We start from the raw sequence: 21,706 nt of genomic DNA, 5'->3' as shown, positions 1-21,706 counted from the left end.
AATTAGCTTAATTTACTAGCAACAGAAACGAGCTGCTGCGTTAATACGCTAACTTTTTCTGCAGTGGTTGGGTCGCTAATTTTTCCATCTTCGTCAAATACAGTAAATGCTGATGGGATAGCGAGCTGATCGGCAAGTACTAACGAGCCAATCCCACTTAAAATATCGCGTACATGGTTTAAGCCGCGCAAACCACCTAAACCACCCGGTGATGTAGCAAATAACGCCACTACTTTGTTGCGAAATGCGGGTACTGCGCCTTGCTCAGTTCGCGATGCCCAATCAATTGCATTTTTAAGCGCAGCAGTAATTGAGCCGTTGTACTCAGGGCTTGCCAGTAAAATACCATCAGCATTACGCAGTTTATCTTTTAATAGTTGTGCATCGGTAGGTGTGCCTTGCGCTTCAATGTCTTCGCTAAATAATGGCAAATTTAACTCGGCGAGTGTAATTACTTCCACTTCAGCACCGGTTTGCAGAGCAAAACGAGCTGCTTCGTTAATGAGTTTTTGGTTAAAGCTATCTTTACGCAGACTACCCGCGAGCGCGATAATTTTTGGTGCTGACATAATTTAGACCTTTTATTGGTTGGGTATGACACTAATGTAGCAAATTTTTGCTTGTAGAAAACCCGAATAAACGCAACACTTATGTGCGTATATGCACATAAGTAGAAGGCGGGTAGCGTGGCAATAAAATTTGACGACTGGCAAGACGTAAAAGTTGCCTTTGAAGTGGCAAGGCTAGGTACTTTGACCGCCGCAGCAGAGGCACTAAGTGTGCACCATAGCACAGTGTTGAGACGCATAAATAACTTAGAGAAAAACTTAAATGTACGGTTATTTCATCGCCATGCGCGCGGATATAAAGTAACCGAAAGCGGGGCAAAATTATTTGAAACCGCACAAGCAATAGATAACTCACTCGAAGGTTTACATAATGCGATTGCCGCAGCCGATAGTGAGCTCAGAGGGAGCTTGTTACTGACTACCGTAAGTGGTTTTATGGATATGCTAAGCAACGTGTGTGAGCAATTTCAAACATTGCATCCGCAAGTGCAGCTAGAAGTTATTTTAGAGCAAAAGCGCCTAAGGCTTGACCACGGACAAGCTCATATAGCAATACGTGTAGGCCCCAAACCTGATGAAGGCGACTATATAGCGCAGCACTTAGCTAAGCTATCGGCCGGCCTCTATGCTCACAAACGTTATATTGCTAAACACGGCATGCCAAAAACCTTAGATGACTTAAAGCAGCATAATTTTATATCTGGTATTGCGGGATTTAATGCGCGTGTACCGTACTTTAGCTGGGTTGATGAGTTTATTCCTCAGTCGCAAATTAAATTAAGAGTATCAGAAACCTCAGAAGCGGCGCGCGCGGTTATTAAAGGCTTAGGCATAGGGGGGTTGCATCAAAGCACGATAGAAAATAACCCCGACGTAGTGCCTATATTGCACGACAAATTACATTGGGAGTTTGACTCTTGGTTGGTTACTCACCATTTAGTACACCGCACGGCCAAAGTGCAAGCTTTTGCAGACTTATTAAAAACCTACTTTAGTAACATGCCACACGTTAAATAGTTTTTTTAACTTTAATGCCCAAGCGTTTGGCAAGCCTAACTAGGTTGGCTCTGTCGAGTTCAAGGGTTCGTGCAGTAGCTGCCCAATTATAATTATGCTGTTTTAATTGCTCGGTAATAACCGTAAATTGCAAAGATTCAACGGCCTGTTTTAAAGGCTGATGATGGGCAATGTGGGCAGTAATTGGCGTGCTAACGTGCGCGTTGTTGTTTGGTTGTTGGGCTAAATCGCAGTGCTCGTTTGTAATTGTTATTATTGGGTTTTGCCACTGGCTTTGCTTAGCCTTTAATGCGCTGCGGCTAATAACATGTTCAAGCTCGCGTACATTACCAGGCCAACTGTATTGGTTGAGCAATACTTGCGCTTCAGTGCTTAGCTTTAATTGTTTTATACCTAATTTACGGGCAGTTTGTTCAATAAAATAACCAGCCAGTAAAGTTATGTCGTGCTCGCGTTTATTAAGTGGCGGCACGGTAATAGGGTAAACACTTAGCCGGTGATATAAATCGGCTCTAAAGCGGCCTTGCGCTAGCTCATGTTTTAAATCACGATTAGTGGCTGCTATTACCCTTACATCCACATATTTTGGCGTGTCTTCTCCCACTGTTTGTATTTCACCACTTTGCAACACCCGTAATAATTTGCTTTGCATAGCCAATGGTAGCTCGCCAATTTCGTCTAAAAATAACGTGCCGCCATCAGCTAGCTGAAACTTACCTTGGCGGGCATTTTGTGCGCCAGTAAATGAGCCTTTGGCGTGGCCAAAAAACTCACTCTCTGCAAGGTTCTCGGGAAGAGAGGCACAATTTAAGTGAATCAGCGGTTGATCTTTTCGGGCAGAATTTAAGTGAATATTACGCGCTACTAGCTCTTTTCCTACGCCCGTTTCTCCTAACACCAATACACTAAAATTAGAGGCCGCTACGAGTTTTATTTCATTTTTAAGCGTTTGCATTACAGGGCTTTGGCCAATAATTTCGCCGCCATCGCGAGTAAGTGCATCACGCGTTAACTCTTGCACAAGTGCACTCGAATGCTGTGCATGGTGTTTGTAATGGGCAAGCTCTAGGGCTGTTTTAAAATGCGCACTGCACAGTGTTTGTAAGGTACTGAGTGTATCTGCGCTAATACTGCCAAAGGCATTTGCGTTTAAGCTATCGAATGTAAGCACGCCTAGCAAAGTGCTTTTATCGTAAAGGGGTAAACCTAAGCAAGCATGCACAGGAATATCGCCCGTTTTGGCCAGCAGTAGGCCGTCGTATGGGTCGGGCAGGGGGCAGTCGTGTGCAAACTGTAATGCGTGGCTTGCACTACAAATGGCCGCTAATCGTGGGTGCTCTGCTATTTTAAAGCGCCTGCCAAGGCTATCGGGCATCAGACCTTTGATGGCTAAGGGCTTAAGTTGCTCGCCCTGCACGACAAGTAATGCACTGGCATCGCTAGGTATTACACGTTCAACCGTTGCCAATAACTGATCAAAGCTGTGCTCGTGCAGCGTGCATTGGGCAAGCTCTAAAGCCACTTGGGTAAGGTTGAATTGTTGATTCATGTCAAAATGACCTATTCGTGTTTTTATGATTTAAATTAGAGTGTGTCATAAAGACTCAATTTGTAAAGTGTTTATATTTAACTTACTGAATATTAATGTTTTATCTTATTGGCACGCTATGTGTAATAGCTAAGTGACGTTAATGGTTACTGAGGTAGTTATGAACACACTTACACTAAATAATGTAAACAACCAGGTTGAGTTAGGCGCATTTTTTAAATCGCTATTATTTACTGCTAATGCAGTATTAGGGCTTAGCGCTATTTGTATGGTTGTGAGCATTTTAATTAGTTACCCGTACGCAGAGCACTTTTCGATGCAGGTACAAATATCAGCGCATATTAGTACGATTGTAGTGGCAGCTATTTTAAAAGTTAGTTATGTGCTGCGTTGTGTTGCGCAACATGGTTTAGGGCAGGAAGTACGCTAATGCGCCCACTAAATTTAACAGAGCCAATACCAGCGCACATAGCTATTCATCACGTAACAAAATGGCCGTTATGGATGCTTGCATTTAGACCCTACTTTTTAGCAGGCGGTTTGCTTGCATTTTTATCGATAGGGTATTGGCTACTTATTTTAACGGGCTATGCTAGTTGGCACTTAACCATGCCAGCCACACTTTGGCACGCGCACGAAATGCTATTTGGCTTTGCAGGAGTGGTAGCAGTCGGTTTTTTACTTACGGCGGCACAAACTTGGACGGGCGTTGAAAGTATAAGTGGCAAAGCACTTATGCTGCTTACTTTTGTATGGATAAGTGCTCGTTTAGCGTTTTTTATAAAGCTGCCTGATTTTGCTAATGCTAATTTATGGCTTGTTACTGTGCTACAGCTAGCATGGTGGCTAGGGGCAATTACGGCACTGGCTAATATGCTAATAACAGTACGCAGTAAAAATAATTACCCGTTTTTAGTTATTTTAAGCGTGTTGTGCGCCCTTAATACTCTTTATTTACTACTTGTTTTAAATAACAACATGCAGCTTGCATTAGCTGTGGTTGACACTGCGGTACTGGTTGTCAGTTTACTGGTCGGCATTGTAGCAGGGCGGGTTATTCCTTTTTTTACAGCTAAAGGCTTAGCGCTTAGCGAGCAAGTACGCACTCCTAAAATTGATAAAGCGCTGCTGTATTTATCAATATTGGCAATTACTTTATTTTTTATCAGTAAATTATTTTTAAGCTCAATTAGCCCTGCATTCATTGTTGCAATGGTGGCTGCGCTTCACTTAATTCGCGCAAAACTTTGGTGGCATGCAAACGTGCTAAAAGTGCCTTTATTATGGTCTTTGCATTTTTCTTATTTTGCTTTTGGTGTTGGCTTAATGATGATTGCACTGAGCTTTTACACAAGCGAAATACATTTTAAAGATGCGCTCCACCTTATCACTATTGGCACAATAGGGATGATGATTTTAGCCATGATGACCCGTGTATCACTTGGGCATACAGGGCGTACGCTTAATACACCTATATATATCTGTTGCTTTTGCGCTTGTGCTGGTGGCAGCTATTACTCGCTCCATACTCCCCTTAATTATTGGGCCACACTTTGCTTGGTAGATCAGTGCCTTGCTGTGGTTAGTGGCTTTTTTGTTATTTTTAATTTACTGCACACCTATATTAACGCGCCGTCGTGTTGATGGGCGCCGTGGTTAGTTTACCTACAGGACTACATTATGTTATCTGAAAAAACCATTGAGATTGTTAAAAGCACTGTTCCGTTATTAGCACAGGCTGGCACGGTTGTGACCGAACATTTTTATAAGCGACTATTTAGCCATAACCCAGAGCTTAAAAATATTTTTAATATGACTAACCAAAACACTGGGCGTCAGCAATTTGCTTTGTTTAACGCCTTAGCAGCATACGCCCAAAACATTGATAACTTAGCGGTGTTAAAAGAGGCATTAGCGCGCATTAACCATAAACACACCAGTTTAAATATTTTACCAGAGCACTACCCCATTGTTGGTGCTCACTTAATTGGCACCTTAAAAGAGCTAATACCAGAGCAGTTTAGGCCAGATGTAGAATACGCTTGGCGTGAAGCATATGCACTGCTTGCTGATATTTGTATTACCGAAGAAGCGGCTTTATATGAGCACAGTAAAAATAAACACGGTGGTTGGGCGGGCACGCGCCAATTTGAAATAACCAACAAACAGGTTGAATCAGCACTCGTAACAAGCTTTACACTTACGCCGGTTGATGGCGAAGCGGTGATTACCCATAAACCAGGCCAGTATTTAGGGGTTAAAGTTAAGCCAGAGGGCGCTGAATATGAAGAGATTCGCCAGTATTCTATTTCGCAAAAAAGTAACGGTAAAAACTACCGTATTAGTGTTAAAAAAGAGCTACAGCCAAAGCCTGGCATGGTGTCTAATTATTTACACTCACTAGCTCAAGGCGACGTAGTTGAACTGTACCCGCCTGCAGGAGATTTCTTTTTACGAAATAGTAAAAATCCAGCGGTACTTATTTCAGCAGGTGTTGGGCAAACCCCAATGCTTGCGATGCTCGAAACGCTATTAAGCGATAACCCTAAGCAAAATATTATGTATTTACATGCGTGCGAAAATACGCAGCAGCACTCATTTGCACACTATTTAAATGAATTAAGTACGGCTTATAACAGCTTGCAAACTATTACGTGGTTTAATCAAAGTAGTGAAGGGGCTGATTTTACAGGGTTAATGGACTTAACTGCCATAAAAACACAGTTACCTCTTACAAATGGCGATTTTTACTTATGCGGCCCCGCTGGGTTTATGGCGTTTGTGAAAAGCCAGTTACTGGCACTAGGTGTTAAAAACGAGCATATTCATTACGAAGTGTTTGGTCCGCATCAAGACTTATAAACCAAGTGAAAAACGATAAAGGCACATAGCATAAATGTTGTGTGCCTTTTTAATAGTATTTTATTGTGCTTTACAGCTTACGTTTTTAAGCTCAATAGACATATCTTTTTTAGGATAATAAAGCACGCACTGCTTGCCGATTATTTGTAAAACAAACTTTTCTGGCTTGATATTATGCGCGCCCATTATGGGCATACCATTTGAGTCTTTACTATTTCCATGGCTTAATAATAGCTCGCTGCGTTTAGTAAAAACGGTGTCGGCCAGTGTAACTAGTGTGCCGCCCTTTGCTTTTATAATCGCTTGCTGGAGCGTGGCTATAACGCCTGGGTTTACCTCGGTTAGTAGTGCAGGCTTAGCTGTGGCATTACTCATACTGTTACAGCCTCCAATAAATAATAAGCTTAATATTGCCAGTAGTTTAGCCATTACTTATCCTTATTTAACGTAGGCCATGTTAAATCCATATTGCCACGGTTAACGTTATTAGGTGCGTTTAAAGGTAATAGCTGCTTGCTATCGCCAGCAGCGCTTTGTACTTGCGTTTTAATACTTGCAGAGGCGGTGCTAACAGGGCACGTACCGTTATTATCAATATGATAAAGCGCAGTAGAGAGTACCCCTTCGTTTGGATCGCCTAATTGATTATCAAAGTCGTCATTGACTACACAGCCTTTGACATCAGCATCAAACTGCGGTGTAGGCGTTGGCGTAAAGCCTGCTGCATATTCACCAAACCCTTTACTGTTAATACCGCTAAATTGAATGGTGTAATAGGTGGTGCCACAGTTATGTGTTGGGGTAAAACCGTATGGTTTACCGCAGGTTGTGTCGCCAATGAGCACTACCTCGGCGTCAATGCCTTTTAAGCCATTAATAAAGGCTTCTGAGGCTGAACACGTACCCGATGTACTAAGCACATACACCTTAGATAGGTTTAAATCGGGGAGGCTTTCGCCAGTGCTAAAAAAAGTTGAGTAATCAATTTCTTCATCTATGAACGGAAAAGGCGACTCTACCGGTTGTTTATCGTTTTGCTGAGTTTGGTAATAAATACGGTTTTGAATGTTGGCGCTGCCCGCCACCATGTAAGCCAGCTGCGAAGAAAGCGCTAATAAACCGCCTCCGTTATATCTAAAGTCGATAACAAGCTCTTCCACGTTATCGGTTTTAAATTTATTAACGGCAGCAATTAAGCCTTCTTGGGCAATACCTATATGGCTATTAAACTGCATGTACCCTACGCTAGTGCCATTTGCAGTGGTAATGGTTTTTACGTTTTGAACAGGCGTTTGCTCTATGTTGTCGGCAGTTACGTTAAAGGTTTTTTCAGCGCCATCGTTACTGCGCACAACGATGGTGTGCGAGTCGCCATTAGTAGGGCTAAATAAGCCTTCGTTTAAGGTATCTACGCCTGCTTGTGTGCTGGTATTAATGCTTACGCCATCAACTTCAAGTACGGTATCGCCACGTTGAAAACCAATTTGGCTTGCTGGTGAGTCGTCTTCTAGGTAGGCAACACGTAAAATTCTATCAGCTGGGTCGCCAATAAATGCCCAATTTATACCATAGCCTGAGGTTACCCCTGATTGCGCTTCTTGAAAGTAGTCCTCAGAAGGCTCTGAAAAATGAAAATTATCTTTTTTATCACCAGAATCGGTTAGTTCTTCGGTTTTTAGTTGGGCAAAATAATCCGCCACTGTAGCAAAGTTTTCAGGGTCGTTATCAGCTATTTCATCATACCAAAGGTAGGTTTCGTCGCTCCACGAGCGAAGCCAAAGCTTTTCGTAAAGGGCCGAACCGGCTTGGTCAGGGTAAGGCGCATTATTATTAAACGGATCGTTACCTGTGCGTGGGTTTTCGCAAAAGTTTTTTAACTCGTCCGATGGCTCAAATACACCTGCCGTCCATGTTGGGGCTGTACTTGCAGGAGGTGTGATGACTGGGTCGGGCGTTTCATTCATGCTGCTACCACCGCCACAGCCCACAAGCGTTAGGCTTGAAAGTGCAGCAATAATAGCGAGTGTTGCTTTATTATTTTTAAACATACAAAACTACTTTTTGTAAATAAGTTGTTTAAAATACTACAACACCCGCTCATTTATTCAACGTATTAGCCCCTAAATTATGTAAATGAGTGTATACACTTAGGTGTGCTACAACTTACTTGCGCTGCTTTTATCTGCAAATGCTTGTTTTTGCCAGGCATCAAATAGCTTTTGTTGTTTAGCTGATATTTTTAAGCCGTATGTTTTTTGCATATAGGCGTAGGTGTCGGCAATGCGCTTACGGGCATAAAAAGGAGGCTCTACAACGCGTTGTTTAAAGTTAACCTTTACTTGGCAGCGGCCATATTGGGTGGCGTTTTCGCTAAGCATACCAAAGCGATAGTTAGAGCGATCTGCGTTAATTTCGCCAATAGCAGGGGCTAAATTGTTTATATCGGCTTCCATTTTTCTAAATTTAGCACTGACCTTGCGACAGTTTTTACGACCACCGTTTTGCCAGCATTGTAGCTGGTGTCCAAATTCCCACGCCGGCACTATATGCTCCCACTCTATACGCAGTGCACGTACATTAACCTTGCCAGAGGAAGTTAACGTATTACGCGGAATATAACCACAGTTGCTAGGGTCGGGGATTAGCTTTTTACCTTGTTTTTTAATGTCGCAGCCGCAGTAAAGGCTTTTGGCGTTTTCGGGTAGGGTTTTAATTAAGTGCCTTTTAGCCGTTGAAAAGCGGGTAAATTCTTCACTCGATGCAGAAAAACAAATACAACAAGCCACAAAGGCCAAAATAAATTTAAGCATATCCATCACATACGTGAACTACAGGAGGCGCTAGTCTAAAGTTTTGCTGCTAAAAGATAAAGCCTGAACAAATTTTAATCCGCAATGCTTAGTACACTCTATACTGATATAAAAAATAGCGAGGAGATGACTATGCTAGGTGCTTTTTCAATAAGTTTAACGGTTAAAGATATTAGAGCCTCAAAAGCGTTTTACGAAAAGCTGGGCTTTAGCGAGTTTGCAGGTGAGATAGAGCAAAATTGGCTAGTGATGAAAAACGGTGAACATTTAATTGGTTTGTTCTCGGGTATGTTTGATAAAAACATGCTGACCTTCAATCCTGGCTGGGATCAAAACGCACAAACCGTTACAGAGTTTAAGGATGTTGATACGCTTAGCGAATATTTTCAAAACGCTCATATCCAGGTTGAACCTGTGGGTGATAAAAGCTTTATTATTACCGACCCAGACGGCAACCCTATTTTGATTGACCAACACGTGTAAGTTTTTTTAGCCTAACGTTTTGTATTAATAAAATAATACCGCATAAACAAAATAGTAGGCTGGTGGCTGCAAAACTGATGAGGAGCGGGTTGTTAAAATCTTCTCGCTCGTCGTAATCCATTATGTGTAGCATCCAAAAAAAGTCGAATATGCGCCATAGTGTGCTGCGAACGCTGATAACTTTGCCGTTAATTGCATTTAAATACAGCGTAGTATTAAAGGTGTCGTTAAATTGTACTTGCCACACATTTTTTTTGTATCCCACCTCTCGAGTGCCTTGTTTTAAAAGTGTAGTGCTAATTGCCTTAGCGTCGATGAGTAAATGCGCTTGTGCATTAGCGGTAATTTGTATTTTAGTCGGTGGCTGAAAAGGGCGCCCCGTTAAACCATTAAAGCTTTGCTGCTCCTCAGTATTAATAACAGTAATAAGCGGGGTCGTTAAAAAGTGCTCAAACACTATTTGCGTGGGGTTAGGCACTTGGGCAGTAATATTATCGAGTGATGTGGGGTAGTCTGCTTGAGTAAATGGGTTTGTAAGTGTGCGCTTAGCAAGGTGCTTACCGTGTACGTATTCAAGTGGTATCGCGCTCATTACTAAGCCGCCTAAAAGCCAAGCTAAAATTTGTAAGGCAAGTAAATAGCCTAGCCACTTATGTAGTTTTCGAGCGCGCTTAAATAGTTGTTTTTTCATTTTGTGTTTCTTATTATTTTTAGCGTTAGTGTTTTACAACAACCCATGCTTTTACTGCGGCATTTTGTCGCAGTTATTCATAAGCTTACTCTAACTTTATAAAAATAATAAAAAGGAGCGGTAAAAAATCAGTGAGGCTGTGTTTAATGCTCACGTAAGGCATTTATTAGCCCTTGTTTGCTCATTTTTGAGCGGCCGCTAATGCCGAGCTCTTTAGCTTTATTGTACAGCTGCTTTTTAGTGCGCTGCTCATACTTTGAGGCTTTGCCGCCTTTAACAGCGGTTTTATGAGTATTGCTATTAGCAATGCGCGCGGCTTTTTGTTTGCTCATGCCTTCATCTCGAAGCGCATCGTACTGATCGTCGTTTTTAATTTGCGGGCCATGATCTACCATAATTGTCCTCCTGAAGCGTTTAATTACACAGTGTGTGTATAACTTTCATACATAAACGGTAAAATTAAGCGTAACTAGCCTAACCCGTTTTATAAGGCAAATTAGGTGCCAATGGCGTTTAAACAGGTATTTTCTATGAATAAAGCCATGTTTAGCGCTTAGTTGATTTGGTATAAAAGTAAAACTGCGTTAAAGTTTGCGATGAAACTATAAGAGGGTAAAAAGCAGACAATGTCGGAAATTCAATTTTTAAATGTAGATCTAGAGCTTGAGTCTAAACAAGATATTAGCGCCCTAGTGGCAGACTTAAAGAAAAACGCGATGGTTTTGCATTATGACAAAGACGAATATCGTCAATTGGCGCGTATTGAAGCCTCAGGTGATATAACCACGCCAGACAAAGCAATCAACCACTTATGTGAATTAATAGAGTCGTGTTCACGTAATGCGCTTAAGCAGTGGCTAAGCTGTTCGCGCAGAACGTTTGATATAGGCTTTGAGTCGGGCACGTCACCTAAGTGTTTTAACCAAGCTCTACATGCAGATACACTGCTACGTATATCTGCAATTGGCGCTGGTATGGAAATAACGATTTACCCTATCGAAAAGTAGCCATAGTTAACTATTTGCGCTCGACAACCGCTGCGGTCATTTTTGATACGCAGCAAAGCTCGCCGCGGCTATTGGTTATTTTTATTTCCCATACAGAACTGCGCTTACCAATATGAAATGCACGAGTAACGGCGGTTAAAGTGCCATTTCGAGAGGCCTTTAAGTGGCTGGCGCTAATTTCCTGTCCAACACAATAAAATTTTGTAAAGTCCACTACAAAGTTAGCGGCGTAGCTTGCTACGGTTTCGGCAAGTACCACATTTGCGCCACCGTGTACCATACCAATAGGATTATGATGCTCAGGAATTGCGGGCATGGTAGCCACTAGGTAATCATCTCCTATTTCGGTTATTTCTATGCCCATGGTTTTCATTAGCGTGCCTTGGCCGTTTATTCCCTCATCTAACTGTTTGCAAAGCTCTAATGTGATGGGTTGATGCCAAATACTCATAATTACTCCTTTATATTGAAAGCAAATTTATAGCATTTTAAATACTGAACGTCTGTAATTACCTAAAATTTATCCAGGTGCGGTGTATTTAGCTATTTTAAAGCACAATTTAAATTTGCGATTTTTATTTAACTGTATATACTCACAGTTAAATGTACTGTATGGAAAACCAGTTGTATGCGACCATTAACTAAACGCCAAGCTCAAATACTCGAACTAATAAAAGTTTTTATTAAAGACACTGGTATGCCTCCTACACGTGCCGAAATTGCGCAAACACTCGGTTTTAAAAGTGCCAATGCCGCAGAAGAGCACTTAAAAGCGCTTGCCAAAAAAGGTGTTATTAAAATGAAACCAGGCGCAAGCCGTGGTATTCAATTGGTTGAAGAAGAGGAGCCTGAGCAACTGGGTCTGCCATTAATAGGTAGAGTTGCAGCGGGTTCGCCTATTTTGGCGCAAGAGCATGTTGAGAGTCACTGTAAAATAGACCCACTTATGTTTAAACCAGCCGCCGACTTTTTACTGCGTGTTAACGGCATGAGTATGAAAGATATAGGTATTATGGATGGTGACTTACTTGCCGTACACCGTACTCAAACAGCAGAAAACGGCCAAGTTGTGGTTGCACGAGTAGATGAAGACGTAACCGTAAAACGCCTAGAAAAAGCAGGCCGAAAAGTATTATTACACGCCGAAAACGAAGAGTTTACGCCTATAGAGGTAGACCTTGAAAACGAATCTTTTAATATTGAAGGGTTAGCCGTTGGCGTAATAAGAAATGCCGACTGGATGTAATTTTTAAGTAATATCTATAAATGCGCACTTTTTAGTGTGCATTTTTGTTTTAAAAACAAACCTTCCCCCACCTCAAAGCGCCCTAAAATTATTTAGGCTGTAAACTTTTTTTCACTCATACTTTTATCTTCCTAAGCGTGTTACATCCCTTAATTTTGCTCGTATCTTGGCTGTTAAATAACAATTTAATACGCCGTCATTTAGTCAATTTTAAAATATCACTTGATTGTTTTTTATACTAAAACTTGCTTGTTGTACGTTTTTTAGCTAATCATTAATGTGCTGGACTAACAATAACTCACAGCTTTTTAGTTATGAGAACACACAATATACACAAACCTTTTGTTGTCCTAGCGATACCAATTAAAAATAAGATTGGTTAAAAAATAAAAATAACGAATTGGCGTTTAAGCCGTATGCCTCTTCGCTTTGCATTCGCAATAGCATCAAAGGAGCCGTCACATGGGTAAACTGACCTCTACCTTGTGGCTTGTGTTGATTATGTTCCCGCAGCAAGTGCTGGCTAATAGCCAATACAATATGCGCAAGGGCGTAACCGATATAAGTAATAATGTATATCAGCTACACATGACCATATTTTTAATATGTTGTGTGATTGGGGTGATAGTGTTCGCAATAATGTTTTGGGCACTGATTCATCACCGTAAATCTAAAGGGGCAGTTCCTGCCCAATTTCATGAAAGTACCAAAGTAGAAATTCTTTGGACTGCCATTCCGTTTGTTATTTTAATTGCCATGGCAATCCCTGCCACTAAAACCCTCATTGCGATGGAAGATGCCAGTAAGGCCGACTTAACCATTAAAATTACAGGGTCACAGTGGAAGTGGCATTATGAATATATGGGCGAAGACGTAGAGTTTTACTCTATTTTATCTACCCCTCAAGACGAAATAGCCAACCTTGCTAATAAAAACCCTAATTATTTACTTGAGGTTGATAAACCTTTAGTACTGCCAATTAATCAAAAGGTGCGTTTTTTAATGACCTCTGATGATGTTATTCACTCTTGGTGGGTACCCGATTTTGCCGTTAAAAAAGATGCCAATCCGGGGTTTATCAACGAAACGTGGACCAACATTAACGAAGAAGGTATTTACCGGGGACAGTGTGCAGAGCTGTGCGGTAAAGATCATGGTTTTATGCCCGTGGTGGTTGAAGCTAAATCGCAAGAGGACTTTAACGCATGGCTTGCAGATGCTAAGCAAGCTAAGCAAAAAGCCGCACTTGCTGATGCGGCATTGCTTGATAAAACAATTCCTAAAGAAGAGCTAATGACACTAGGTGAGCAAGTGTATATGGCAAGTTGCGCTGCGTGTCATCAACCTACAGGTATGGGGTTACCGGGCGTATTTCCTGCGCTAAAAGGCAGCCCCATTGTTTTGGGTGATATAAAAGATCACATTGATGTAGTGATTCATGGCCGACCAGGAACTGCAATGCAGGCATTTGCAAAGCAGCTCTCAATTAAACAACTTGCAGCGGTAATTACCTATAAACGTAATGCGTGGGGTAATGAAACGGGTGATGTCATCCAACCTAGTGAAATTCAGGCAGCACTTGATGCGGAGGCGAACTAATGAGTAGCATAGTAGAACAACCTAACGCCAATGATGCTCACCACGGCCATCACCCAGCCAAAGGTTTTAAACGTTGGTTATACACAACAAACCATAAAGATATTGGCAGCATGTACTTAATTTTTTCGCTGACTATGTTTTTAATTGGCGGTGCAATGGCCATGGTTATTCGGGCTGAGTTATTTCAGCCAGGATTACAATTGGTAGACCCACACTTTTTTAACCAAATGACCACAGTACACGGTTTAATTATGGTGTTTGGTGCTGTAATGCCAGCCTTTACGGGACTTGCTAACTGGATGGTACCGCTCATGATTGGCGCGCCAGATATGGCACTGCCCAGAATGAACAACTGGAGCTTTTGGATTTTACCCTTCGCTTTTTTAATTTTATTGGCATCGTTATTAATGCCTGGAGGCGGCCCCGCATTTGGCTGGACGTTCTATGCGCCGCTTTCAACAACGTACAGTAACGACAACACCGCAATGTTTGTGTTTGCAGTGCACATTATGGGGATTAGCTCAATTATGGGCGCAATAAATGTAATTGTGACCATTGTTAATTTACGTGCCCCAGGCATGACATGGATGAAGCTACCATTATTTGTATGGACATGGCTAATAACCGCATTTTTATTAATTGCTGTTATGCCCGTACTGGCCGGAGCGGTCACTATGGTGCTCACCGATAAATACTTTGGAACCAGCTTTTTTGATGCGGCAGGCGGCGGCGATCCGGTGATGTTTCAGCACATATTTTGGTTTTTTGGCCATCCCGAAGTGTACATCATGATTTTACCCGCCTTTGGTATTATTTCGACCATAGTGCCTACATTCTCACGTAAAAAACTATTTGGTTATGCCTCAATGGTTTACGCAACCTCCTCTATTGCATTACTGAGTTTTATAGTGTGGGCGCATCATATGTTTACGACCGGTATGCCGGTTGCTGGCGAGCTATTTTTTATGTACGCGACCATGCTGATATCGGTGCCTACAGGGGTAAAAGTATTTAACTGGGTGGCCACTATGTGGCGAGGGTCAATAAGTTTTGAAGTGCCCATGCTATTTAGTATTGCCTTTATTGTGCTGTTTACCTTAGGGGGCTTTTCGGGGCTGATGTTGGCTATAACCCCTGCTGATTTTCAGTATCACGATACTTACTTTGTGGTGGCGCACTTTCATTACGTGTTAGTTACGGGGGCAATATTTTCGATTATGGCGGGGGCTTATTATTGGCTGCCTAAGTGGACGGGCAATATGTACAACATTGCCTTGGCTAAGTGGCATTTTTGGTTATCGCTGGTAAGCGTAAATGTATTGTTTTTCCCTATGCATTTTGTAGGGCTGGCAGGCATGCCGCGCCGCATTCCCGATTACGCTCTGCAGTTTGCTGATTTTAACGCAATTATTAGTATAGGTGGGTTTGCCTTTGGTTTATCGCAGTTACTCTTTGTGGCGGTGGTAATTAAATGTGCCCGAGGGGGCGATAAAGTCCCTGCAAAAGTATGGGATGGTGCTGAAGGTTTAGAGTGGGAAGTGGACTCTCCTGCGCCGTATCATACTTTTTCTACGCCGCCGGAAATTAAATAATGACACATGCACCGCTATTAAAGCGCCTAATTCTTATTTGTATAGGTATGTTTGCTTTTGCATTTGCCTTAGTGCCCTTATATGACGTGTTCTGCGACATAACTGGGCTTAATGGCAAGCCATCGCTTGAGCAAGCTAAACAAAGTACACAGGTTGCACAAAATCGAGAAATAGGTGTGAGCTTTACAACCCATGCGCAAAGTGGTGCGCCGTTTATTGTTAAATCTAAAGAATACAGTGTTGATGTGAAACCAGGTGCCATGCGTGAGGTGATGTTTAGCGCAAAAAACACCAGTGATATTGATAAAGTAATGCAAGCGGTGCCTTCTGTATCGCCCGGAAAGGCAGCCAAGTACTTACATAAAATAGCGTGCTTTTGCTTTGATCAACAACCCCTAAAAGCGGGTGAAGAGCTTGAGTTTAAGCTGCTTTTTTATGTTGATACCGCACTGCCGAGCGATGTAGAAGAGCTAACTTTATCGTACACCGTATTTGATATTAGTGAGCAGCTAGTAGCAAGTAATAACTAGCCTGCATGTCTAGTGTAAAACTAGGAGCAAGTAACATGAATCAAGATTATGAAAACTACTACGTACCCGAGCAAAGTCCTTGGCCCATAGTGGGCGCGGTGGCGTTATTTTTTATTGCAGTGGGTGCGGCTTTAACAGTCATGAACTTAGAAAGTGAAGGGGGCAGCGGTGTGTACCTGCTATATGCAGGCATTGCAGTGCTGCTGTATATGATTTTTAGCTGGTTTAAAAATGTAATTAGCGAGTCTGATCAGGGCTTATATTCAGCGCAAATGGACCGCTCATTTCGACAAGGAATGAGCTGGTTTATATTCTCTGAAGTTATGTTTTTTATGGCCTTTTTTGGCGCATTATTTTACGCCCGCATACTGTCGGTGCCTTGGCTTGGCGGCGCTGGGAATAATGCGATGACCAACGAGGTGCTTTGGCCTACCTTTGAGGCCGTATGGCCACTACTAACCACACCAGCAGGTGAAACCACGCAAGCTATGGGGTGGCAAGGCTTACCCCTTATTAATACGCTTATTTTATTAGCGTCTTCGGTTACTTTGCATTTTGCTCACGTAGCCATTGAAAACAATAAACGTAAACCGCTAAAAGTGATGCTAGGGGCAACCATTTTATTGGGTGTGTGCTTTTTAGCATTGCAGGTAGAAGAATATATTTATGCCTACAACGACTTAAACTTAACACTAGATGCAGGCATTTACGGGAATACGTTCTTTTTGCTGACAGGTTTTCATGGCATGCATGTGACCCTTGGCGCCATCATTTTGTTTGTTGTATTTGTGCGTATTTTAAAAGGCCACTTTACGAAAGATAAACATTTTGCGTTTCAAGCAGCGGCTTGGTACTGGCATTTTGTTGATGTGGTGTGGCTGTGTTTATTTGTTTTTGTGTATGTGTTGTAACGGTTAATGGTGAGTGATTAGCCTTTATAAAACCAAGTTTTACAGCGGCTATCACCATCACCAAAACCACCACAGAAAACAGCACGCGACGGCCTAAAAAATGCGACATAGGCCGACCGCCAGATTTATCGGTCACCATAATAAATAGCGCTCTAAACAAGTTGAAAAGTATAAATAGTAACAGCAGCACAATAATAATTTTAATAATCACTGGGTTGACCCTTTATGCAGTTAATTTTAAGGCGTAAACAAAAGCTTAGCTCATTTATCGCACTTTGCGTTGTGGTAGCTGTGGTGCTGGTATGTGTACGTTTAGGGTATTGGCAATTAGCAAGGGCTGAGCAAAAGCAGCAACAGCTAACAGCTATAGCTAACATGCAAACCCAAGGCGTAATGAGCTGGCAGCAATTACAGGCAATGCCTTCAAAGTGGAATAAAACAGGTGTAGTGGTTGAGCTTGTCGGAAAAATAATAAATCAGCAATACTGGCTTTTAGATAACCAAGTTTACCAAGGGCAAGTCGGTTACGATTTATTGGTGTTATTTAAGCCAAGCCAAGCAAGTGACGCTTTACTCGTTAATTTAGGGTGGGTAAAAGCGCCTATTTCACGCAGCGAACTACCGAACATCCAACTTCCTAAACGTAATATTACGTTTAAAGCGCAGATAAAAGAGCGAAATTTAACGAGCTTTAACTTACAAACCAATGCGACAAAACAAGACCTTCAAAAACGAATTCAATCAATAGATTTACAAAAGCTAAGTGAGCAGAGTAATCAATCGTTATTTAACTTTATGGCTTATCGTCAAGGTGCTGGAGATGCGCTAGCTATACCGCATTATAAAGCGGTGGTGATGAGTCCGCAAAAGCACCAAGCGTATGCAGTGCAATGGTTTTTAATAGCCTTAGCCTGTGTAGTGGTGGCCATTTTTGCCAGCAAAAAGAGGACTAACAATGAAAAATAACCCCTTAGTTTTGTTTGTTGTATGTTGCGCTGTACCGCTAGTACTTGCATACGGTGCGCTAAAACTAGACTGGTTGCCGAGCGCCATTACCAATAATGGCGAGTTTTTACAGCACGAAGTAAAGCTTGAAAACTGGCAGCAACATAACCCTAAGCAATGGACAATTGCGCTTAATTACTCCAATAAATGTAACGCTTCGTGCAATGAGCAGCTCAATGCGCTTAATAACTTATATATCGCCTTAGGAAAAAATCAGGGCAAGGTTGATATGGCTGTAATGGGAGCGCCTAAAGTTAAAAACATTCCTTGGAAAACCTTTAACGCGCAACAAAATTTGCAGCCCGCTAGCCTATATTTAATCGATCACATGGGGTTAGTGGTGCTTGAGTATCCGTTTAAAGAGCAGCCACAAGAAAACCGTTTAGTGCAAAAAGGTTTATTAAAAGATTTAAAAAAACTGCTTAATTATTCTCGTTCAAGCTAATTAATAGCGCATTGTTAATGGGAGATTCCTATGTATAAAAATTATAAAAACTGGGTACTTGCAACGGGGTTACTTGCGCTGTTAGTAGTAGGGCTAGGTGCTTATACACGTTTAAGTGACGCAGGTCTTGGTTGCCCTGATTGGCCCGGTTGCTATGGCTTTTTAACTGTACCAAAGCATGAAGCCGATATCGCACTGGCTACCCAAAGTTACCCAGATATGATGTTTGAAACCGCCAAAGCGTGGAAAGAAATGATCCACCGTTACTTTGCAGGCGCGCTGGGGTTGCTTATTTTAGCGCTATTCGTATTGGCTTTTGTAAAGCGCCATTACTCAAACACGCCGGTTAAATTACCGCTAGCCTTATTATTGTTAGTTATATTTCAGGCTGCGCTGGGTATGTGGACCGTTACTATGAACTTACAACCGCTTATTGTAATGGGGCATTTGCTGGGGGGATTTAGTATTTTATCGCTAATCACTCTTTTATACCTGCGTTTAACTACTAAACCCATAGAGGGCGGAGATAGTAGCGCTAAAGGCTATTTTTCATTGAGCTTAGTTGCATTGGCTGTGTTGGTTATTCAAATTGCATTAGGTGGGTGGCTTGCAGCAAATTATGCGGCGCCACACTGTAATGGCTTACCGCTGTGTAGTTATGCGCAGCCATTTTCACTCAGTAGTGTGTTTCAGCTGCCGCTTGAGCACAGTAATTATGAGTACGGAGTGCTATCGCAACAGGCGCGTATGTCTATTCATTTACTACACAGAATTTGGGCGCTAGTTACATGTATTGTGTTGGCGCTAATTATGTGGCGTATATACAGTCAGGCGCAATCTGCAAAAATAAAGCACTGTACTGTCAGCGTGCTCGTTGCGCTACTTTGCCAAATTAGTTTGGGGCTTGCGGTGGTGCATTGGCACTTTCCGCTTGGAGTGGCGTTGGCGCACAATTTAATGGCAGCTATCTTGTTATTGACTATGGTTAGGTTGTGTTACTACCTAAAAGCACGCACTTAAAGGGGAATAATTATGGCACTCACACTCGACAAAAAAGAACTACAGGTTATTAGCGCACACCCTTTTATTCAACGTGCTTATAATTTACTGCAAGATTACTTAGCTATTAGCAAGTTTAAAGTAGTGGCTATGTTGGTACTTACTGCCTGGGTTGGCTTGGCACTGGCGCCTGACGTAGGGCGAGGCATTGCAGTACAATTTATTAGTTTATTAGGCATTGGTTTACTCTCTGGCACTGCGGCAGTAATAAATCATGTTGTTGATAGCGAAATAGATACAAAAATGGCGCGTACACGCCACCGCCCTGTAGCTAAAGGCCGGCTTAGTAAAACCCATGCGTTAAGCTTTGCAGGCGTGATAGGGGTTGCTGGTTTTATAATGCTAATGCTTTGGGCAAACACCCTAACAGCCGTACTTACTTTGTTTGCATTAGTTGGGTATGCTTTTATTTATACCTCTTTTTTAAAGCGTGCCACACCGCAAAACATTGTAATTGGTGGCTTAGCTGGGGCAATGCCGCCTTTATTGGGTTGGGTTTCTGAAACCAATCAAATGGCAGCCGCGCCATGGTTACTCGTAATGATTATATTTACGTGGACCCCACCGCATTTTTGGGCACTGGCAATAGCACGCAAAAGCGATTACGAACGCGCTAAAATTCCTATGTTGCCAGTGACTCACGGTATCGATTTTTGCAAAACCTGTGTTGTGGCTTACACCATATTACTGGCGCTTGTATGTGTATTACCTTATTTAATTGGTATGTCGGGCGGTATTTATTTAGTAGGCGCATGTGTACTCAACGCACTCTTTTTGTATAAAGCAGTTAAGCTTAAATTAGCCCCTAGCGATGACACCGCAATGGACTTATTTCGCTTTTCAATTGTGCATTTAATGGTACTCTTCGTGATCTTATTTATAGATAAATGGCTCCCTTTATGAAGCAGTTACGGATTAGCTTAGTTGTAATTTTTTCGTTTTTATTAGTCGCTTGCTCAGAGCAAAATAGTGCACCCGATGTGCAAGCCTTAGTGTATGAGCAAGCAAAGCCTCTTTCTGATTTTACACTTAACGACCAAAACGGTGAGTTAGTCACCAAAGCGCAATTTTTGGGGCAATGGAACTTAGTGTTTTTAGGCTATACCAGTTGTCCAGATATTTGCCCATTAACGCTTGCTAAACTAAACAGCGTGTATAAAAAGTTACATAACGAATACCCACTGCACATTTGGTTTATGTCGGTAGACCCTCAACGCGATACGCCGGAAAAACGCAAAGCGTATATTGATTATTTTAACCCTGACTTTTTAGCTGTTTCGGGTGAGCACAAAAACCTATTCCCGGTGGTTAGAGAGCTTGGCCTAATTTATGCCATTAGTGACTCGCAAGAATCAGAATATGCGGTCGATCATAGTGCTTCGGTGGCTTTAGTTGATGCAAATGGAGCGGTAAGAGCCATATTTAAGCCTGAGTTCCAACAAGGAAATGCGCCCCTTATTAATACCACTCAACTCATTAGCGAATTTAAACAAATAGCGGATTACTATAAAAACTAGTTTTAAACTTTTCACGAATTTTAAAAGGAGCTTAGGCTCCTTTTTTGCTTTTTAGCGCCACTTTTAAAAGTTTTATTAATTTTTTTGAGCCTTTTATGGCAATTTTAATAACTAAGGCTAAGCTTTTGTTATGAATTGAATTGACAGGGAAAGTCCTGAAAAAATGCTAAAACTTCCAAGCGAACTTGCGATTATGCAAGTAGAGACTCTTCACCAAGATTTATTACAAGAACTCAATAGCAACAACGATATTTGTTTAGATGTCAGTGAGGTTGTTTCAGCCGATACCGCGTCAATTCAACTTTTGTGTGCCTTACAAAAACACCTACTTACCATACACCATAAAATTGTATGGGTAGGCAGCAGTGATGCACTTCAAAACGCCATTAATCAACTTGGCTTAAGTCAATATTTAACACTTGAAAGTAAAGGTTAGAGGTTTATATGAAGAAAATTTTAGCGGTTGATGATTCTGCGTCAATGCGTCAAATGGTGAGCTTTACGCTTAAAACCGCAGGTTTTGATGTTACCGAAGCAAAAGATGGCAGCGAAGCCCTCGCGATTGCCAAGCAGCAAAGTTTTGATGCGGTAATTTCAGATGTAAATATGCCCATTATGGATGGCATTACGCTTATCAGAGAGCTCAGAGGCCTTCCTGATTACAAATTTACGCCGCTACTTATGCTAACTACAGAGTCAGGATTAGATAAAAAAGTAGAAGGTAAAGCAGCTGGCGCAACAGGCTGGATTGTAAAGCCTTTCAACCCGGATCAGTTACTAGCGGTACTTAAAAAAGTAATTCGTTAACTGAGGA

General features: G+C 41.9%; 26 protein-coding genes and 1 pseudogene. 18 read left to right on the top strand and 9 right to left on the bottom strand.

From position 1 onward, the window contains the following. Positions 1-2 precede the first annotated feature (2 nt). Complete coding sequence (locus NQT65_RS17865; RefSeq protein ID WP_029773331.1) at positions 3-569, bottom strand: NADPH-dependent FMN reductase; 567 nt, start codon at positions 567-569, stop codon at positions 3-5. A 117-nt stretch (positions 570-686) separates the two neighbouring features. On the opposite strand from NQT65_RS17865, the gene NQT65_RS17860 reads away from it, so the two are divergent. After that, on the top strand, positions 687-1,586 hold the full coding sequence (locus tag NQT65_RS17860; protein ID WP_256851689.1) for a LysR family transcriptional regulator: 900 nt from the start codon (positions 687-689) through the stop codon (positions 1,584-1,586). Here the strand turns inward: NQT65_RS17860 and norR are convergent. Further along, positions 1,579-3,135, bottom strand: a complete 1,557-nt coding sequence (gene norR, locus NQT65_RS17855; RefSeq protein WP_256851688.1) for a nitric oxide reductase transcriptional regulator NorR — start codon at positions 3,133-3,135, stop codon at positions 1,579-1,581. The two genes, NQT65_RS17860 and norR, sit on opposite strands and share 8 nt — an antisense overlap. A 160-nt stretch (positions 3,136-3,295) precedes the next feature. Here norR and NQT65_RS17850 point away from each other — a divergent pair, with 160 nt between their 5' ends. From NQT65_RS17850 to hmpA, 3 genes and pseudogenes are all read left to right on the top strand, one after another. Beyond that, entirely contained in the window at positions 3,296-3,565 is a 270-nt protein-coding gene (locus NQT65_RS17850; protein WP_054983355.1) for a hypothetical protein, read from the top strand. Continuing rightward, positions 3,565-4,795: pseudogene (locus NQT65_RS17845) on the top strand (NnrS family protein). The gene NQT65_RS17850 and the pseudogene NQT65_RS17845 overlap by 1 nt, the downstream one beginning before the upstream one ends. A gap of 20 nt (positions 4,796-4,815) precedes the next feature. Then, positions 4,816-5,997, top strand: a complete 1,182-nt coding sequence (gene hmpA / locus NQT65_RS17840; protein WP_256851686.1) for an NO-inducible flavohemoprotein — start codon at positions 4,816-4,818, stop codon at positions 5,995-5,997. A 60-nt stretch (positions 5,998-6,057) separates the two neighbouring features. Here hmpA and NQT65_RS17835 read toward each other — a convergent pair whose 3' ends face one another. From NQT65_RS17835 to NQT65_RS17825, 3 genes are all read right to left on the bottom strand, one after another. Then, entirely contained in the window at positions 6,058-6,426 is a 369-nt protein-coding gene (locus NQT65_RS17835; protein WP_138579345.1) for a hypothetical protein, read from the bottom strand. Further along, on the bottom strand, positions 6,426-8,045 hold the full coding sequence (locus NQT65_RS17830; RefSeq protein ID WP_256851685.1) for a S41 family peptidase: 1,620 nt from the start codon (positions 8,043-8,045) through the stop codon (positions 6,426-6,428). The genes NQT65_RS17835 and NQT65_RS17830 overlap by 1 nt, the downstream gene beginning before the upstream one ends. Positions 8,046-8,153: 108 nt before the next feature. Then, the gene (locus NQT65_RS17825; RefSeq protein WP_256851684.1) at positions 8,154-8,813 is read right to left on the bottom strand and encodes an endonuclease; all 660 of its coding nucleotides are present in this window, start codon (positions 8,811-8,813) and stop codon (positions 8,154-8,156) included. A gap of 126 nt (positions 8,814-8,939) precedes the next feature. Between NQT65_RS17825 and NQT65_RS17820 the strand changes: the two genes are divergently transcribed. Continuing rightward, complete coding sequence (locus NQT65_RS17820; RefSeq protein WP_138579339.1) at positions 8,940-9,290, top strand: VOC family protein; 351 nt, start codon at positions 8,940-8,942, stop codon at positions 9,288-9,290. On the opposite strand, the gene NQT65_RS17815 is transcribed toward NQT65_RS17820, so the two are convergent. Both NQT65_RS17815 and NQT65_RS17810 read right to left on the bottom strand, forming a co-directional pair. After that, positions 9,265-9,981 (bottom strand): hypothetical protein, encoded by a 717-nt coding sequence (locus NQT65_RS17815; RefSeq protein ID WP_256851683.1) that lies wholly within the window; start codon positions 9,979-9,981, stop codon positions 9,265-9,267. The two genes, NQT65_RS17820 and NQT65_RS17815, sit on opposite strands and share 26 nt — an antisense overlap. 143 nt (positions 9,982-10,124) lie before the next feature. Continuing rightward, on the bottom strand, positions 10,125-10,376 hold the full coding sequence (locus NQT65_RS17810; RefSeq protein WP_029773325.1) for a DUF7218 family protein: 252 nt from the start codon (positions 10,374-10,376) through the stop codon (positions 10,125-10,127). 231 nt (positions 10,377-10,607) lie between these two features. Between NQT65_RS17810 and NQT65_RS17805 the strand changes: the two genes are divergently transcribed. Further along, entirely contained in the window at positions 10,608-10,988 is a 381-nt protein-coding gene (locus NQT65_RS17805) for a hypothetical protein (protein WP_004589368.1), read from the top strand. A 10-nt stretch (positions 10,989-10,998) separates the two neighbouring features. On the opposite strand, the gene NQT65_RS17800 is transcribed toward NQT65_RS17805, so the two are convergent. Continuing rightward, the gene (locus tag NQT65_RS17800; protein WP_004589367.1) at positions 10,999-11,439 is read right to left on the bottom strand and encodes a PaaI family thioesterase; all 441 of its coding nucleotides are present in this window, start codon (positions 11,437-11,439) and stop codon (positions 10,999-11,001) included. A gap of 177 nt (positions 11,440-11,616) precedes the next feature. Here NQT65_RS17800 and lexA point away from each other — a divergent pair, with 177 nt between their 5' ends. From lexA to NQT65_RS17775, 5 genes are all read left to right on the top strand, one after another. Beyond that, positions 11,617-12,234 (top strand): transcriptional repressor LexA, encoded by a 618-nt coding sequence (gene lexA, locus NQT65_RS17795; protein WP_004588213.1) that lies wholly within the window; start codon positions 11,617-11,619, stop codon positions 12,232-12,234. Between the two features lie 462 nt (positions 12,235-12,696). After that, a complete protein-coding gene (gene coxB / locus NQT65_RS17790) occupies positions 12,697-13,833 on the top strand; it encodes a cytochrome c oxidase subunit II (RefSeq protein ID WP_126008528.1) in 1,137 nt (378 codons plus the stop codon). Then, a complete protein-coding gene (ctaD, locus tag NQT65_RS17785) occupies positions 13,833-15,425 on the top strand; it encodes a cytochrome c oxidase subunit I (protein ID WP_004588215.1) in 1,593 nt (530 codons plus the stop codon). The genes coxB and ctaD overlap by 1 nt, the downstream gene beginning before the upstream one ends. Then, a complete protein-coding gene (locus NQT65_RS17780) occupies positions 15,425-15,955 on the top strand; it encodes a cytochrome c oxidase assembly protein (protein ID WP_004588216.1) in 531 nt (176 codons plus the stop codon). Before ctaD ends, NQT65_RS17780 begins: the two co-directional genes overlap by 1 nt. Positions 15,956-15,990: 35 nt before the next feature. Then, positions 15,991-16,866 carry a cytochrome c oxidase subunit 3 gene (locus tag NQT65_RS17775; RefSeq protein ID WP_004588217.1) on the top strand — a complete coding sequence of 292 codons (876 nt, stop codon included), beginning with the start codon at positions 15,991-15,993 and terminating at the stop codon, positions 16,864-16,866. On the opposite strand, the gene NQT65_RS20265 is transcribed toward NQT65_RS17775, so the two are convergent. Next, the gene (locus NQT65_RS20265) at positions 16,766-17,077 is read right to left on the bottom strand and encodes a DUF2909 domain-containing protein (RefSeq protein ID WP_337939369.1); all 312 of its coding nucleotides are present in this window, start codon (positions 17,075-17,077) and stop codon (positions 16,766-16,768) included. The two genes, NQT65_RS17775 and NQT65_RS20265, sit on opposite strands and share 101 nt — an antisense overlap. 14 nt (positions 17,078-17,091) lie before the next feature. On the opposite strand from NQT65_RS20265, the gene NQT65_RS17765 reads away from it, so the two are divergent. The 7 genes from NQT65_RS17765 to NQT65_RS17735 all read left to right on the top strand — a co-directional run bounded on the left by NQT65_RS17765 (position 17,092) and on the right by NQT65_RS17735 (position 21,699). Continuing rightward, positions 17,092-17,832: an SURF1 family protein gene (locus NQT65_RS17765; RefSeq protein ID WP_121638116.1), complete on the top strand. Its 741-nt coding sequence runs from the start codon at positions 17,092-17,094 to the stop codon at positions 17,830-17,832. After that, positions 17,822-18,316 (top strand): transmembrane cytochrome oxidase associated protein, encoded by a 495-nt coding sequence (locus NQT65_RS17760; RefSeq protein ID WP_126008519.1) that lies wholly within the window; start codon positions 17,822-17,824, stop codon positions 18,314-18,316. The genes NQT65_RS17765 and NQT65_RS17760 overlap by 11 nt, the downstream gene beginning before the upstream one ends. Before the next feature lie 30 nt (positions 18,317-18,346). Further along, positions 18,347-19,336 (top strand): COX15/CtaA family protein, encoded by a 990-nt coding sequence (locus NQT65_RS17755; protein ID WP_024033913.1) that lies wholly within the window; start codon positions 18,347-18,349, stop codon positions 19,334-19,336. A 12-nt stretch (positions 19,337-19,348) separates the two neighbouring features. Continuing rightward, on the top strand, positions 19,349-20,278 hold the full coding sequence (gene cyoE / locus NQT65_RS17750; protein WP_256851682.1) for a heme o synthase: 930 nt from the start codon (positions 19,349-19,351) through the stop codon (positions 20,276-20,278). Beyond that, on the top strand, positions 20,275-20,892 hold the full coding sequence (locus tag NQT65_RS17745) for an SCO family protein (RefSeq protein WP_256851681.1): 618 nt from the start codon (positions 20,275-20,277) through the stop codon (positions 20,890-20,892). The genes cyoE and NQT65_RS17745 overlap by 4 nt, the downstream gene beginning before the upstream one ends. Positions 20,893-21,055: 163 nt before the next feature. Further along, entirely contained in the window at positions 21,056-21,328 is a 273-nt protein-coding gene (locus NQT65_RS17740) for an STAS domain-containing protein (RefSeq protein WP_004588224.1), read from the top strand. Between the two features lie 8 nt (positions 21,329-21,336). Then, the gene (locus NQT65_RS17735) at positions 21,337-21,699 is read left to right on the top strand and encodes a response regulator (protein ID WP_029773320.1); all 363 of its coding nucleotides are present in this window, start codon (positions 21,337-21,339) and stop codon (positions 21,697-21,699) included. Positions 21,700-21,706 lie beyond the last annotated feature (7 nt).

This window comes from Pseudoalteromonas agarivorans, assembly GCF_024518735.1.
GTDB lineage: Bacteria > Pseudomonadota > Gammaproteobacteria > Enterobacterales > Alteromonadaceae > Pseudoalteromonas > Pseudoalteromonas atlantica.
This window is presented reverse-complemented; position numbering and strand designations above follow the sequence as displayed.

Excerpts from the sequence above, each read along its gene's own strand:
- NQT65_RS17865 (WP_029773331.1), bottom strand. The coding sequence starts at position 569 with ATGTCAGCACCAAAAATTATCGCGCTCGCGGGTAGTCTGCGTAAAGAT.
- norR (WP_256851688.1), bottom strand. The coding sequence starts at position 3,135 with ATGAATCAACAATTCAACCTTACCCAAGTGGCTTTAGAGCTTGCCCAA.
- NQT65_RS17850 (WP_054983355.1), top strand. The coding sequence starts at position 3,296 with ATGAACACACTTACACTAAATAATGTAAACAACCAGGTTGAGTTAGGC.
- hmpA (WP_256851686.1), top strand. The coding sequence starts at position 4,816 with ATGTTATCTGAAAAAACCATTGAGATTGTTAAAAGCACTGTTCCGTTA.
- NQT65_RS17835 (WP_138579345.1), bottom strand. The coding sequence starts at position 6,426 with ATGGCTAAACTACTGGCAATATTAAGCTTATTATTTATTGGAGGCTGT.
- NQT65_RS17830 (WP_256851685.1), bottom strand. The coding sequence starts at position 8,045 with ATGTTTAAAAATAATAAAGCAACACTCGCTATTATTGCTGCACTTTCA.
- NQT65_RS17825 (WP_256851684.1), bottom strand. The coding sequence starts at position 8,813 with ATGGATATGCTTAAATTTATTTTGGCCTTTGTGGCTTGTTGTATTTGT.
- NQT65_RS17820 (WP_138579339.1), top strand. The coding sequence starts at position 8,940 with ATGCTAGGTGCTTTTTCAATAAGTTTAACGGTTAAAGATATTAGAGCC.
- NQT65_RS17815 (WP_256851683.1), bottom strand. The coding sequence starts at position 9,981 with ATGAAAAAACAACTATTTAAGCGCGCTCGAAAACTACATAAGTGGCTA.
- NQT65_RS17810 (WP_029773325.1), bottom strand. The coding sequence starts at position 10,376 with ATGGTAGATCATGGCCCGCAAATTAAAAACGACGATCAGTACGATGCG.
- NQT65_RS17805 (WP_004589368.1), top strand. The coding sequence starts at position 10,608 with ATGTCGGAAATTCAATTTTTAAATGTAGATCTAGAGCTTGAGTCTAAA.
- NQT65_RS17800 (WP_004589367.1), bottom strand. The coding sequence starts at position 11,439 with ATGAGTATTTGGCATCAACCCATCACATTAGAGCTTTGCAAACAGTTA.
- lexA (WP_004588213.1), top strand. The coding sequence starts at position 11,617 with ATGCGACCATTAACTAAACGCCAAGCTCAAATACTCGAACTAATAAAA.
- coxB (WP_126008528.1), top strand. The coding sequence starts at position 12,697 with ATGGGTAAACTGACCTCTACCTTGTGGCTTGTGTTGATTATGTTCCCG.
- ctaD (WP_004588215.1), top strand. The coding sequence starts at position 13,833 with ATGAGTAGCATAGTAGAACAACCTAACGCCAATGATGCTCACCACGGC.
- NQT65_RS17780 (WP_004588216.1), top strand. The coding sequence starts at position 15,425 with ATGACACATGCACCGCTATTAAAGCGCCTAATTCTTATTTGTATAGGT.
- NQT65_RS17775 (WP_004588217.1), top strand. The coding sequence starts at position 15,991 with ATGAATCAAGATTATGAAAACTACTACGTACCCGAGCAAAGTCCTTGG.
- NQT65_RS17765 (WP_121638116.1), top strand. The coding sequence starts at position 17,092 with ATGCAGTTAATTTTAAGGCGTAAACAAAAGCTTAGCTCATTTATCGCA.
- NQT65_RS17760 (WP_126008519.1), top strand. The coding sequence starts at position 17,822 with ATGAAAAATAACCCCTTAGTTTTGTTTGTTGTATGTTGCGCTGTACCG.
- NQT65_RS17755 (WP_024033913.1), top strand. The coding sequence starts at position 18,347 with ATGTATAAAAATTATAAAAACTGGGTACTTGCAACGGGGTTACTTGCG.
- cyoE (WP_256851682.1), top strand. The coding sequence starts at position 19,349 with ATGGCACTCACACTCGACAAAAAAGAACTACAGGTTATTAGCGCACAC.
- NQT65_RS17745 (WP_256851681.1), top strand. The coding sequence starts at position 20,275 with ATGAAGCAGTTACGGATTAGCTTAGTTGTAATTTTTTCGTTTTTATTA.
- NQT65_RS17740 (WP_004588224.1), top strand. The coding sequence starts at position 21,056 with ATGCTAAAACTTCCAAGCGAACTTGCGATTATGCAAGTAGAGACTCTT.
- NQT65_RS17735 (WP_029773320.1), top strand. The coding sequence starts at position 21,337 with ATGAAGAAAATTTTAGCGGTTGATGATTCTGCGTCAATGCGTCAAATG.